Raw genomic sequence first — 12,797 nt, 5'->3', positions numbered from 1 at the left:
CTCACGTCCGATCGTCGTCGGAGCGGCTGGTAAGGCCGTAACGGGTCATCTTCTCCCACAAGGTCGTCCGCGAGATGCCGAGGCGCTTCGCGGCCTCGCTCTGGACGCCGTCGGTGCGGTCGAGGGCCCGCAGGATGTGCTCCCGCTCGGCCGCCCGCCGCACCTCCGACAACGAGGCTTCGGATCCGACCGCGCCCTCGCCGGATGCCCCCTCGCCGGTCGCGGTGACGCCGCTTTTTTCGGGAAAGAGATCCACCGCGCCCACCGTGTCGCCGTCACAGAGCGCCACCGCCCGGTCGACCCGATTGATCAACTCGCGCACATTGCCGGCCCACGCGTGCTGACGGGCCAAAGCGAGCGCATCGGCGCCGAGCGCGAGGTCCGGCCGCCCGAACCGGCTCGCGGCCCGCGCGAGTTGGGTGGTGAGGTGTCGCTCGATATCGGCGGGCCGCTCGCGCAACGGGGCGAGCGTGCAGGTCACGACGTTGATTCGGAACCAGAGATCCTCGCGAAAGGTGCCCTCGGCGACCATCTTGGCGAGATCGCGGTTGGTCGCGCAGACGACGCGGCCGCGAAAGGCGAGATTGCGGGAGCCGCCGAGGCGGCGGAATTCGCCGGTCTCCAAGAGACGCAGCAATTTGACCTGCACCGACAGCGGCAACTCGCCGACTTCGTCGAGAAAGAGCGTCCCCTCTCCGGTCTCTTCCGCGACGCCCATATGCGCCCCGCTCGCGCCGGTGAAGGCGCCCTTCTCATGGCCGAAAATGATGGATTCGGTGAGGTCGGCCTGGAGCGCGCCGCAATTGACCGGGACGAACGGGCGCTCCGCCCTCGCACCGACCCCGTGGAGATAGCGCGCGGCCACCTCCTTGCCGGTTCCGGTTTCGCCGAGGAGGAGGACGGGAAGGTCGGTATCGGCGACTCGCGCCAGCGTCTTCGCGAGGCTGATCATCGCGGGCGAGACGCCGAGCGTCGTGTCGGAGCCGGCCGGGTCACTCTCTTGCGCGACCACCTCGGCGGTCCGCCCGACGGCGGCATTGAGCGTTTCGATCAGATCCTCGACGGCGAAGGGCTTCGTGATGTAGTGCCACGCCCCCTCCCGCACGAGGCGCACGGCCTGATCGATCGAGCCGAAGGCGGTCATGAACACGATCGGCACCATCCCGACCGACTGGAACTGATCGCGCATCACATCGTCCCCGTCGCCGTCGGGAAGGCGGATGTCGCAGACGACGATATCGGGGCGGAGCTTTCGGATCGCGCGCGCCGCCTCCCGCGCGCTATGGACCCAGGTAACGGCGAACCCCTCGAGGCTCAGCCGATCCTCGAGCGAGGCGCCGAGGATCTCGTCATCCTCGACGAGAAGGAGGTTGGGGACCGCTCCGGTCATCCGCCCTCCTTGGCTGTCCGCGTCGCGGCGGCTCCCGGAATGATGACGCTGATCGCGGTGCCCTCACCCGGCACGCTCTCGATCGCAAGTTCGGCGCCGATCTGCTCCACGAGGTTCGCGACGAGCCAGATGCCGATACTGCGCTCGTGCTCGATCGTCTCCCCTCCACCGCCGGTGAGCGCTGCGATCTGTGCCGGTGACATGCCTTCTCCCTGATCCTTCACCGTCACATGGCTTCGCCCGGCCGCCATGGAAACCGTCAGCGACACCGTGACCGCACTGCCGCGCGGCGCGGCGCGGATCGCATTGAGGATGAGGTTGAGAAGAATCTGGCGCAGCCCGTCGGCGTCGGTGTCGATCGCATCGTTCGCATCGACGTCCCATTTGATTTCGACCTCGGCGTGGCGCGCCTGGGTGGCGACGAGGAGGTCGATCTCACGGATCTCGTGGCCGGTGAGGCGTCGCCGGCCGGAGCGGCGGCGATAGGCGGCGAGCGTCACGTCGACGATCGAGGCGATCGAATCGAGACCGCGGGCGAGGAGCTCGACATTGCGGTGGCGCACGTCGGGATCGTCGCCATAGCGGCGGATCGTCGACACCGCGTTCATCAGCCCGGCGAGCGGGTTGCGCACCTCGTGGGCGAGGGTCGCCGCGAGGCGCGCGAGCACCGCGTCGCGCTCGCGCTCGGCAGCGACGGACAGCGCCTGATGGCGCGCCGCCTCGGAGCGTTCGCGCAATGCGAGCGCCGCTTCGAGACGGGTGAGCTCCGTGCCCTGAAGGCGCGGACCACGGGCGCCGCCGCCCTCGTCGGCGAGGCGTGCGATGAAACCGTCGAGCGGGCGCAGGATGCGGCGGGTCAGGAAATAGGTCGTGAGCGCGGCGAAGATCGCGACGACCATGTCGATCACGAGCGCGACGAGCTCGGCGCGCCGCGTCTCCTCGAAGACGGCGCGGGCATCGAACGTCGCGGTGATGGCGAAGGGGCCGGCGGGGCTCCGATAGGTGCGCGTCGCCTCGGCCTGCGATTCGCCGCGATTGAAGATCACCCGGGTGAGACCATCGGATGCGCGCGCCGCCTCGTCGAGATTGGCGCGCAGGATCGCCTCGTCGGTCTCGGCGATCACCACGGTTTGCGTCTCGCCGTCGGCATCGACCCACCGCACCGCCATCGCCTCTTCGAGGAGCGCGGTGCGATAGACGAGAAGCTGCGAGGCCGCTTCGGCGACCCGCTCCGAACCGCCCGGAATGGCCGAGGCGATCGCCCCCGCCACCGCGTCGAGATAGACGACGGCCTGGTCGCGGAGCGCCCCTTCCTCCGAGGCGCGCAGCACGCGCACACCGATCTGGGTGGAGCCGAACGCGACGACGAACATCGCGAGCGCGATCGTGAGGGGCAGAAGCGTCGTGAGCGAGACGCGCCGGTCGAGCCGGAGCCAGAAATCCGTCGACGATCGGTCCCGCACGCGCCCCCCTCGAAAGTGCGGCGCGGGACGAACCCGCGCCATCGATGTCAGCCCGCCGTCTCCATCGCGAGCACGTCGCCCCGGAAGCCGGGCGCGATCCGCTCGGTCCAGGGCATACCATACCACCGCGCACGCAGCGGTCGCGGCATGGTGCCGATGATCGCCGCGTCCGCAACCCGCACCATCGCCGCACGCGTGTTCGCGTTCTTCGGATCGGACGGGGCCTTGGTGTAGCGCGCGCCGTGACGATTGGCGATCTGCTCGAAGATCTCGGCGCGCGCCGGATCGGGCGAACCGACGTGCCAGATTTCCTCGGTGGGCCAAAGTCGGCTTTGAAGGGCCCAGTCGACGAGCTCGGGCAAGTGCTCTTCGCCGCCATCCTGCAGGACGACGCGGGCGGCGTCCTCCTCCACCGGATGGCCGGCATAGAGGATCGGGCCTTCGTGCACGGCGGGAAGCCGCAACAATCCGTCCGGGGCCCAGCTGAGGTCCGAGTGGAACGGCTCCACCCCGTGATGGAACCAGCCGTCCTGCGGCACCACCAAGAGCGTGCGCCCCGGCGCCCCATGGCGCAGAACCGCCTCCGGCACCCCCTCGTCATAGCGGACGGTGAGACCCGCGCCGCACTTTTCCATGTGCTCCTGGAGCGCCGCCATCGATGCGGCGCAGGCCTTGCGGATCCGGGCGCGCGCGTCGGGCTTGTCCTCGGCGAGCTCGATCGTCCGGCTGTCGACAATCGCGTGCGCCGTCAGCGGAACCTCGTTGCGGCAGGCGATCGCGTGGGCGCGGGCGAAGGCCCGCTCCTCCTGGCTGAGGATGAGGGCGAGACGGACGTCGGCGAGCCGCTCGAGCGGCCGCGGCTCCGCGGTCTGCTCCTCCGGCGAGGCGACATCCTCCGCGGTGGGCGCCAGCGCCGGCATCGGAACGGCGTCCCCGTCGGCGAGGCGGGCGCGCGGCGGCAAGGCTTCGCGGGTGAGGATGCCGTCGAGGGCGTCCCCGCTCGTGAGGCCGACGAGGGGCGTCCCCGAGATATAAGCCGCGCGGCCGAGAAGATGGCCGGCGACGGGGACCGTGAGGAGGAGGAAGAGGATCGTCAGCGATCCCATCAGCGCAACGTCGCTCGACCCCTGCCCGACGAGCGTTCCGAGAACCACGAGGCCGGCCCCCAGCGTGCCCGCCTTGGTGGCGGCGTGCATCCGCTGGAAGGGATCGGCGAAGCGCATCACGCCGACCGCGGCGACGATCAGGAAGCCGACCCCGACGAATTTCAGGATGAGTGCCAAAATCGCGGTCATGAGGTCTCTCCCTTCATGCGTTCGAGAAGGCCGGCGAAGGCGCAGGTCGCGAGGAAGCCGACGAGCGCGAGCCCGAAGGCGACATCGAGAAATTCGCGCCGCCCGGTGGCCGCGGTCACGAGCGCGGCGGCGGCGACGGCGATCGCCGTCACCATGTCGAGGGCGATGAAGCGGTCGGCATAGCTCGGCCCGGCGATCATGCGCACCGCGGCGAGCACCAGCGGGACCATGAGAACCGCGATCAGCACGAACGCGAACGTGGTGAGATGGGCGTCGATGGCTTCGATCATGCTTCGATCTCCTTGATGCGGCGTTCAAACTTTTCTTTGATTTCCGCGATCACCGCCTCCTCCGAATCCGCGTCGAGCACGTGGACGAAGAGCGTCCGCCGGTCGTCGCTGACGTGGAGCGAGGTGGTGCCGGGGGTGAGCGTCACGCAGTTGGCGAGCGTCGTGATCCCGGCGTCGGTGGTGATCTCGAGCGGCACGGCGATGATGGCCGATGACGGGTTCGGATCGCGGCTGAGCACCGTTTTCGCGACCGTCACGGACGACATCACCAACTCGCGCAGGAACACCACCGTCAGGATGGCGACGTTCATGCTGCGCCGCGGCAGAAGGGCAAGGCTCGTCATTGTTCGACCTCCGCAAGCGTCGTTTCGCCGAAGACGGCGGCGATGTAGGTGGCGGGATCGGCCATCGAGCGGGCGGCCCCGTCGGCGAACGCGATCAGCGGCTCGGGCGCGAAGCTGATCGCAAGGGTGATGGCGGCGAGCCCGCCGATCGCGGCGAGCATCGGGCGCGGCACGGCGCGCGGCGTGGTGCGCGGGCCGGCGGGGGCCTTCCAGAAGGCCTCCATCCAGATCTTCGTCATCGAGAAGATCGTGAGAAGGCCGACAAAGAGCGCGATCGCGCCGAGCCAGGCCGCCTCGTCCCGGAAGGTGACGTCGACGATGAGGAACTTCGCCCAGAAGCCGGAGAAGGGCGGAATGCCCGCGAGCGACAGCGCCGGGATGAGGAACAGGATCGCGAGAAGCGGCGAGCCACGCATCAGTCCGCCGGACTTGCGCACGTCGAACGTGCCGCTCGCGCGGTAGATCGCGCCGGCGAGCAGGAAGAGGTTCGCCTTCACGATGATGTGGTGGATGATGTAGAAGATCGCCGCCGCCATCGCCGCTTCGGTCGAGATGGCAAGGCCGAGCATGATGTAGCCGATCTGGCTGACGATGTGGAAGGACAGGATCCGCCTCACATCGTACTGCGTCGCCGCGCCGAAGACGCCGAAGAGCATCGTCCCGGCCGCCAGCACGCCGACCATGGTGCGGATCCCCGACCCTTCCACCTCGAAAATCAGGGTGAAGACGCGGAAGGCGGCGTAGATCCCGACCTTGGTGAGAAGGCCCGCGAAGACCGCCGACACCACGATCGAGGCCGTGTGATAGGACGCCGGCAGCCAGAAGAAGAGCGGGAAGAAGCCCGCCTTGATCCCGAAGCCCAGCAGGAAAAGCAGCGAGGAGATGGTGAGCGCCGCCGACGGCTCGGTTTCCGGCAGGACGCGCGCGAGATCGGCCATGTTGAGCGTGCCGGTCACGCCATAAAGGAGCGCGATCGCCATCAGGAAGAAGATCGTCGAGACGAGGTTGAGCACCGCATAGCGCAGCGCACCGTCGAGACGGGCCTTCGTGCGGCCGAGCGTCAAAAGTCCGAGCGCGGTGATGAGCATCACCTCGAACCAGACATAGAGATTGAAGATGTCGCCCGTCAGAAAGGCGCCGTTGACGCCGACGAGGAGACCGAAAAAGAGCGGATGAAAGCCGCCGCGGACCTCCCGCGTCTTGAGGTCGGCCATGCCGAAGATGGCGGCGGCGAGCGCGAGAATGCTCGAGACGACCACCATGCCCGCGCTGAGGCGATCGACCACGAAGGAAACGCCGAAGGGGGCGGCCCAACTGCCGAACTGCTTGGCGACGACCCCCTCTTCGAGGACGAGACGCAGGAGGAGGAGCGAGACCGCGACGAGCGCGGCGAGCCCCACCGCCGCGACGATGCCTTGCGCGCGCGGACTGCGCCACAAGACCGCCGTCAACGCCGCCGCCGCGAGCGGGATCAGGAGCGGCAGAAGGACGAGGATCGCGTCCGATTGATCAGCCATTCGTGGCGCCTCCGGTCGTAAAGGGGGTGCCGAGATCCTCGGCGGCGGTCATCTCGCGCGTGTCGATCGTGCCGTCCGAGCGGTAGACCTGAAGGGCGAGCGCGGCGGCGAAGGCGACGAGGGAGAAGCCGATCACGATGGCCGTCAGGATGAGCGCCTGCGGCAACGGATTGGCGCTCGCGGTGCCGAGCACCTCCTCGCCCTTCTCGATGACCGGGGGCGCGATTTCCTGGAGCCCGCCGGCGAGGAAGATCAGGAGGTTGGTCCCGGCCGACATCAGCGAGACGCCGAAAATGATCCGCATCACGTTGCGCGACAGCACGAGATAGATGCCCGCCCCCATGATCGCGGCGATGGCGAGTGAGAAGACGAGGTTCACGGTGCGACCTCCTCGTAAAGACGCAGAACGAGGCAGAGGACGCCGCCGAGCACGACGAGATAGACGCCGATATCGAAGATCGTCGCGGTGCCGAGATGGAGCGCGCCGCTCGTCCACCAATGGGTGAGATAGGAGGCGTCGCTGACGAGCCCCGGAATGCCGGAGAGGCAGGCGATCGAGAGGCCCACTCCGACGAGCACCACGGGATGGATGCGCAGCATCCGCCGCACGGATCCCACCCCGCTGGTGAGGGCGAGCGTCGAGAACGCCGCCGCCGCCATCAACCCGCCGACAAAGCCGCCGCCGGGATCGTTGTGACCGCGCATCAGGATGAAGAGCGAGCCGACGAGCATCAGCGCGAAGAACACTCGTGACATTGTCGCAAAGATGATCGGCATGATCAGCCTTTCGCCGGTTTCGTGGGGGTGGAGCGGCGGCGCAGGAGCGCCCAGGCCGCGAGCGTCGCGAAGGCGACGACGGCGACTTCGCCGAGCGTGTCGATCGCCCGGAAGTCGACGAGGATGACGTTGACGACGTTGCGCCCGTACGCCTCGAGGTAGCTGTTCGCCCCGAAGAAGAGGCTGAGCTCCATGTCGGGCGGAGCCGACGACATCGACGCCGCACCGATGAAGACGAAGACGGCGAAGAGCGAAGCGAGGATCGCATCGCGCCGCCGCTCGCGCGGCAGGCGGGTGTGCTCACGCTTGACGGGCAGGCGCAGGAGCACCGCCGTCAGGATCACGACGAGAAGCGTCTCGACCGCGAACTGGGTGAGCGCGAGATCCGGCGCGCCGTTGAGGAGGAAGATCAGCGCCGAGGCGAAGCCCACGATGCCGACCGAGACGAGCGCGCCGACGAGCGAACGCGTCAGCGTCGTCGCGATCGCGCCGACCGCGGCGAGCACCAGGACGGCGAGCACGCTGATCCGCAGCGGCCCCGTCGCCGAGATCGGCGCGCCGTTGCCCGCAAGGAGCAGCCCGAGGCCGAGAATGACGACCACGGAGGCCATCACGACGGCCGTATAACGATGCTGATCGCCGTTCTGGAGGATCCGCGTCGAGGTGCTCGCGAGGTTGAGCGTGCCGTTGAACACCTTGTCGTAGAAGCGGTCGCCGAACAGGCCGTGCAGGATGCGCCGGCGACGAAGGCGGATGTGGATCGGCGTCCAGAACACCGCCAAGAGCACGCCCATCGTGATGACGACGCCCGACAGGACGAGCATCGGAGTCACGCCGTGCCAGAGCGAGAAGGACACGTCGACCGGGATCCCGGTGAGGGCGAGGACCGCCGGCCCGATCAACGTCACGGCGACGACATTGGGCACGATGCCGAGCGCGATGCCGCCGAGCGCCAAAGTGAGCGGGCCGATGAGAAGGCCCGGCGTCTCACCATGGCGCACTTTGGGGGTGCGGCGACGGTTGAGGAAGAAGGGCCGGATCGAGACGATGCCGGCGACACCCACCATCACCGAGTTGACGATCACCGCGATCACCACAGGAATGGCGTTCCAGCCGCTCGAAAGCTGCGCCTCGAAGAGATATTCTTTCGAGATGAAGCCGATAAAAGGCGGCAGGCCGGCCATCGAGAAACTCGCGAGGACCGCGGCGAGCGCGGTGAAGGGCAGTACCCGCGCGAGACCGCCGAGACGGCCGAGATGGGCCTCCCCGGTCGCATGGATCGCGTTGCCGGCGCAGAAGAAGAGCGCCGCCTTGTAGAAGGCATGGGTGATCAGGAAGCCGACGGTCGCGACGACGGCCACTTCGCCATTGAGGCCGATCAGCATCACGAGGATGCCGAGCGAGGCGACGGTCGATTGGGCGAGCACCGCCTTGAAACCCGTCGCCCGCAGCGCCTCGAAGGAGGCGACCAGCATCGTGAGCGAACCGACGATGACGAGCGTCGCGCCGAACCAGGGCACGGTCGCGAACACGTGATCGAAGCGGGCGAGGAGGAACACGCCGAGCTTCACCATGGTCGCGGAATGGAGGTAGGCCGAGGCCGGGGTCGGCGCCTGCATCGCGTTCGGCAGCCAGAACTGGAACGGCACCTGCGCCGATTTCGTGAACGCGCCGAGGAGCATCAGGACGATGATCGGCACGAGCCACGGGCTCGCGACGAGCTCGTCGGAGCGGGCGATCACTTCAGTGTAGGAGAAGGTCCCGAGCGACAGGCCGATGAGAAGAATGCTCGCGAAGAGGGCGAGCCCGCCGCCGCCGGTGACGATCAGCGCCTGGAGCGCCGCTTTGCGCGCCTCCGCCTTCTCGCTGTCGAAGCCGACGAGCAGGAAGGACAGAAGGCTCGTCGCCTCCCAGAAGAGGAACATCACGACGAGATTGTCGGCGAGCACGGTGCCGAGCATCGCCGTCATGAAGAGGAGGATGAGGCTCAAGAAGCGCCCCGCGGTCGCGCGCGGCTTCTCGGCGAAGTAGGCGCCGGCATAGAGCGTGACGAGCGTCCCGATCCCGGTGATGAGGAGCGAGAAGAGGAGCGAGAAGCCGTCGAGGCGGAACGAGAAGTCGACGCCGAGTGACGGGACCCAGGTGTAGCTCGCGAGGATCACCTCCCCCGCCGCGATCGTCGGCTGTTGGCGCGCAAGGAGGACGAACGCGGCGAGCGGCGCGAGGGCGAGGAGCGGCGCGCCGAAGCGTCCCCCCATGAGGAGCACCGGCCGCGCGAGAAGCGCGGCTCCGGCGCAGATCAATAACAAGATGACAAACAGCAACGCGGCACCTCTTGCGATTTCGAGCCTGAACGGCCCTATCGCAACGTGCGTGCCACCTGTGTTTTTGGCGGATTTCCTGGGATTTACTCAGACAACGTCGAGACGATCCGTCCGGATATTCTAACGGATTTCGGCGCCCTGTTCAGAAATCCGAACACGGCGCCCAGCAATTCAAAATAGTCCCCCCGCATGGGAAAGCAACTTTGTGGCGGTATTCTCCCGAGCGGGGTGGCGCGCCTCACGCCGCCGCGGCGCGGGCGCAGAAACAGGACGCCGCCACCGGAATATCGGCCCGTGCCGCCGCGAAGGCGAGGCGCTGTTTGACGAGCCGCCCTTCCGCCGTGTCGCCCATCCGCCGCCGGGTGAGGCAATCGTCGAGACCGCGCAGGCTCCACACATTGTCCGGGTGTATCGTCGCCCGGCTGAGCGTACCGCCGAGGCCGAGATCCTCGCGATAGACCGCCTCCGCCTCCTCCACCCGGTCCTGCTCCAACAACAACGCGCCGAGCGCGTGGCGGGTCGGCTGGATCCAGCCCCACGGCTCGTCATAGGGAAGCGCGTCGTCGAGCACGACGGAGCGGCGCAGATGGGCGAAGGCCGCCTCGTGGTTGCCTTTGCGGTACTCGATCTCGCCGTTCAGCATCTCCTCGGCGATCGCGAGGAGGTCGAGGCAGACATTGTTGTGAAGGAGCCGGCTTTCGGGCACCCGCTCGCGGGCGGCGAGGAAGTTCGCTTTTTCCCTCTCTGCTTCGGCCACCGCGCCGAGCGCGGCATGCGCGACGCCCTTCGCATAGTGGATCGATGCGGTGGTGACGCAATAGAGGTCGCGATCCTCCGGCAGCGGCTCGGCGATGATCTCACGCCATTTGCCGAAGCGGATGAAGACGTGCTGCTTCATCGAAAGATAGCTTTCGATGAAATCCGCCATCGGCGGGGTTTGGAGGCGCAGCAGCGCCTCGGGCGTCGTGTCGATCAGCTCCTCTGCGGCGGCGAGCGCCGGCACGTACTGGCCGAGGAACATCGCCCCGTAGATCGCGAAATGATAATTGTGCACGCGGTAGGCGGTGTAGAAATTCATCGGCCCGATATCAGCGAGATATTTCCGGTCCGCCTCGATCGCCCGCTGATTGTCGACGAGGACATCGCGATAGTGGCCGCATTGGATGTCGAGATGGGTCGGCATGTGGATGAGGTGGCCGGCATCGGGCACCAGCGTGCGCAGCGCATCGCCCGCGATCAGCGCCTTTTCCGGGAAGGGCGACATCTCCATCAGGTGCACATAGAGGTGAAGAACGCCCGGATGGCGCATCGCGGCCGGATCCTGCCGCATCGCCCGTTCGAGGAGGGCGCGCGCCTCCTCCGTCCCCGCGCCCTTCGCGACCGTGCCGGTCGCAAGATCCCACATCTTCCAGGGGGTCTGGTTGAGGATCGCCTCGGCGAAGATGGTGGCGATGTCGAGATCGTTCGGAAAGGCGGCGTAGGCGGGGCGCATCGCGGCGGCGAAGGCGTCGTTCCAGGGCGCCTGATCGTCGATCGGATCGCGCTGGGGGTAGCGGGCGGGCAGCGCCTCGATCAGCGCGCGCTCGGGCGCGGTGACGCGGTCGGCGAGCGCGAGGGCGGCCCGCGCCTCGTCATAGCCGATGGCAAGGGCGTTCGCCTTGCCGACCGGGTCGAAATGGCGCCACTCCATGTTGTAATTCGGCCCGATCGCGTAAGCGACGCCCCAATGGGCCATGGCGCAATCGGGGTCGTGCTCCAGCGCCTTGCGGAAGCACGTGACCGCCTCCTCATGATTGTAGGCGAAGGTCCAGACGAGGCCACGATCGAACCAGAGCTGAGCGTCCGGCGACGTGGTCGTCACGGCGCGGCTATAGACGTCGATATCGTAATAGGCCATGGCGCTCTCCAACGGGAGGCGGCGCTTGCCGGACGGGCGAGATCGCGCCGCACATGAGGAAAAACGGGCTGGCGACCAACATTGAAGACGCGGCCCCGGCCAACCCGGATGCGATAGCACGATACGATCCGCAGACTACCACATGCGCCGCCGCGGCGCAGGCCCCGACGCCCCGCCCCCCGAACGAAAACGGCCCCGACACGCAAGGCGCATCGGAGCCGCGAGAGCACGCTGGCCGGGGACCGGCGATTGTCCATCCGCCGGTGGACCGGCGTCTGCCGTTCGTCAGGCCGGCTTCACGCCGCGGGCGAGCATCGTCATGCCGGGAATCATCGGCTCGACGCTGACGTCCTTGAAGCCCGCGGCGCTCAGCGCGTCGGCGAGCCAGCCGGCGTCCAGCGAACGAGCGCGCGGGGTGAAGGCGGTGTGCTGAAGCTGCCAGAGGGCGGCATTCTTGGGGCCGGTGCGGTCGGCTTCCACGATGAAGTCGTGGATCAGGATCTGGCCGCCGGGGGCGAGCCCGTCGAACGCGCGCGCGATGAGGTTCTTGTGCAGCTCCCCGTCGACGCCCGAAAAGAGATACGACATCAGGACGACATCGACCCCGGTCGGCCATTTCGCCTCGATGGCGTTCTCGTGGATATAGGAGATGCGCTCCGACAGCCCGGCCTCGGCGACATAACGCTCGCCGAGCGCGGCGACGTTCGGGAACTCCACCACCGTCGCCTTGAGGTTCGGGAACGCCTTGCACAGCGTGATCGAGAAGGCACCCGTTCCGCCGCCGACATCGACGAGATGCCGCGCGCCGGAGAGATCGATCGATTTTGCAAGCCCACGCGCCGGGCCCAGCGAGCCCGCATGTTGGCTTTCAGAATAGATCCGGGCTTCCTCCGCGTCGGAGAACCAGTCGGCATAGGAGCTCGTCGCATCCTCCGGCAGGTCGTCGGACAGAGCGAGGTCGATCTGATCGAGAAGGCGGTACATCTGCCGGTCGACCTGAAGGCGCAGATAGTCGCCGAAATCGTACTTCGCGCCCTTCACGAGGAAGGCCTCGGCGGCCGGCGAGTTCGCGAACTTGCCGTCGTCGACGGAGACGAGGCCGAGGCCGGCGAGCGCGGTGAGCAGCGTGTTGCAGCGGTCCGTGTGAAGGCCGCAAGCGCGCGACAGCTCCGCGGCCGTCATCGCATCACCGGACAAATGCGTGAACACATTGTGATGAAGCGCGGCGAAGAGCGCTTTTGATCCCATGAAGCCGAAGGCAATATCGGATATTTCTTCCGGCTTTGTTAGAATCTCCATGTAAAGTGCGTCCCTTTCATTAGTAATGGCCGCAAGCGGCGACAGGACGTCGCGCAAACTTTCGGCGCTGGGAAGGCCGCTGTTGTGCCGCGAACTGGCGCCATTTGGCAAGCCTGCCCCCGTCATGGCCGCATCCCAGACGGATATTGGCACCCGATTGCCGCCGCGATACGCGCAAATCGCACACATATGCGGCAATCA

Annotated in this window: 11 protein-coding genes; all 11 read right to left on the bottom strand. The window is 67.5% G+C overall.

Going from position 1 to position 12,797, the window contains the following annotated elements:
* Position 1: 1 nt before the first annotated feature.
* A complete protein-coding gene (locus tag L1787_RS05175; protein ID WP_235707470.1) occupies positions 2–1,390 on the bottom strand; it encodes a sigma-54-dependent transcriptional regulator in 1,389 nt (462 codons plus the stop codon).
* Entirely contained in the window at positions 1,387–2,853 is a 1,467-nt protein-coding gene (locus tag L1787_RS25950) for a sensor histidine kinase (protein WP_235707469.1), read from the bottom strand. The genes L1787_RS05175 and L1787_RS25950 overlap by 4 nt, the downstream gene beginning before the upstream one ends.
* Before the next feature lie 47 nt (positions 2,854–2,900).
* Positions 2,901–4,148 (bottom strand): monovalent cation/H(+) antiporter subunit G, encoded by a 1,248-nt coding sequence (gene mnhG / locus L1787_RS05165; protein ID WP_235707468.1) that lies wholly within the window; start codon positions 4,146–4,148, stop codon positions 2,901–2,903.
* The gene (locus L1787_RS05160) at positions 4,145–4,438 is read right to left on the bottom strand and encodes an MrpF/PhaF family protein (protein WP_235707467.1); all 294 of its coding nucleotides are present in this window, start codon (positions 4,436–4,438) and stop codon (positions 4,145–4,147) included. The genes mnhG and L1787_RS05160 overlap by 4 nt, the downstream gene beginning before the upstream one ends.
* Entirely contained in the window at positions 4,435–4,782 is a 348-nt protein-coding gene (locus L1787_RS05155; protein ID WP_235707466.1) for a Na+/H+ antiporter subunit E, read from the bottom strand. Before L1787_RS05155 ends, L1787_RS05160 begins: the two co-directional genes overlap by 4 nt.
* A complete protein-coding gene (locus L1787_RS05150) occupies positions 4,779–6,299 on the bottom strand; it encodes a proton-conducting transporter transmembrane domain-containing protein (protein ID WP_235707465.1) in 1,521 nt (506 codons plus the stop codon). The genes L1787_RS05155 and L1787_RS05150 overlap by 4 nt, the downstream gene beginning before the upstream one ends.
* Positions 6,292–6,678 (bottom strand): NADH-quinone oxidoreductase subunit K, encoded by a 387-nt coding sequence (locus L1787_RS05145; RefSeq protein WP_235707464.1) that lies wholly within the window; start codon positions 6,676–6,678, stop codon positions 6,292–6,294. Before L1787_RS05145 ends, L1787_RS05150 begins: the two co-directional genes overlap by 8 nt.
* A complete protein-coding gene (locus tag L1787_RS05140) occupies positions 6,675–7,076 on the bottom strand; it encodes an MnhB domain-containing protein (protein ID WP_235707463.1) in 402 nt (133 codons plus the stop codon). Before L1787_RS05140 ends, L1787_RS05145 begins: the two co-directional genes overlap by 4 nt.
* A gap of 2 nt (positions 7,077–7,078) precedes the next feature.
* Positions 7,079–9,400 (bottom strand): hydrogen gas-evolving membrane-bound hydrogenase subunit E, encoded by a 2,322-nt coding sequence (gene mbhE, locus L1787_RS05135; RefSeq protein WP_235707462.1) that lies wholly within the window; start codon positions 9,398–9,400, stop codon positions 7,079–7,081.
* 238 nt (positions 9,401–9,638) lie between these two features.
* Entirely contained in the window at positions 9,639–11,297 is a 1,659-nt protein-coding gene (locus L1787_RS05130) for a tetratricopeptide repeat protein (RefSeq protein ID WP_235707461.1), read from the bottom strand.
* 285 nt (positions 11,298–11,582) lie between these two features.
* Positions 11,583–12,596, bottom strand: coding sequence for a methyltransferase (locus tag L1787_RS05125; RefSeq protein WP_235707460.1), 1,014 nt, complete (start codon positions 12,594–12,596; stop codon positions 11,583–11,585).
* Positions 12,597–12,797: the final 201 nt, after the last annotated feature.

The sequence above is a fragment of the Acuticoccus kalidii genome (assembly GCF_021556395.1).
GTDB classification, from domain to species: Bacteria; Pseudomonadota; Alphaproteobacteria; order Rhizobiales; family Amorphaceae; genus Acuticoccus; species Acuticoccus kalidii.
This window is presented reverse-complemented; position numbering and strand designations above follow the sequence as displayed.

Bases quoted from the DNA above. Each gene is read 5' to 3' on its own strand.
- L1787_RS05175 (WP_235707470.1), bottom strand. From the start codon at position 1,390: ATGACCGGAGCGGTCCCCAACCTCCTTCTCGTCGAGGATGACGAGATC.
- L1787_RS05140 (WP_235707463.1), bottom strand. From the start codon at position 7,076: ATGCCGATCATCTTTGCGACAATGTCACGAGTGTTCTTCGCGCTGATG.
- L1787_RS05130 (WP_235707461.1), bottom strand. From the start codon at position 11,297: ATGGCCTATTACGATATCGACGTCTATAGCCGCGCCGTGACGACCACG.
- L1787_RS05160 (WP_235707467.1), bottom strand. From the start codon at position 4,438: ATGATCGAAGCCATCGACGCCCATCTCACCACGTTCGCGTTCGTGCTG.
- L1787_RS05125 (WP_235707460.1), bottom strand. From the start codon at position 12,596: ATGGAGATTCTAACAAAGCCGGAAGAAATATCCGATATTGCCTTCGGC.
- mnhG (WP_235707468.1), bottom strand. From the start codon at position 4,148: ATGACCGCGATTTTGGCACTCATCCTGAAATTCGTCGGGGTCGGCTTC.
- L1787_RS05155 (WP_235707466.1), bottom strand. From the start codon at position 4,782: ATGACGAGCCTTGCCCTTCTGCCGCGGCGCAGCATGAACGTCGCCATC.
- L1787_RS05150 (WP_235707465.1), bottom strand. From the start codon at position 6,299: ATGGCTGATCAATCGGACGCGATCCTCGTCCTTCTGCCGCTCCTGATC.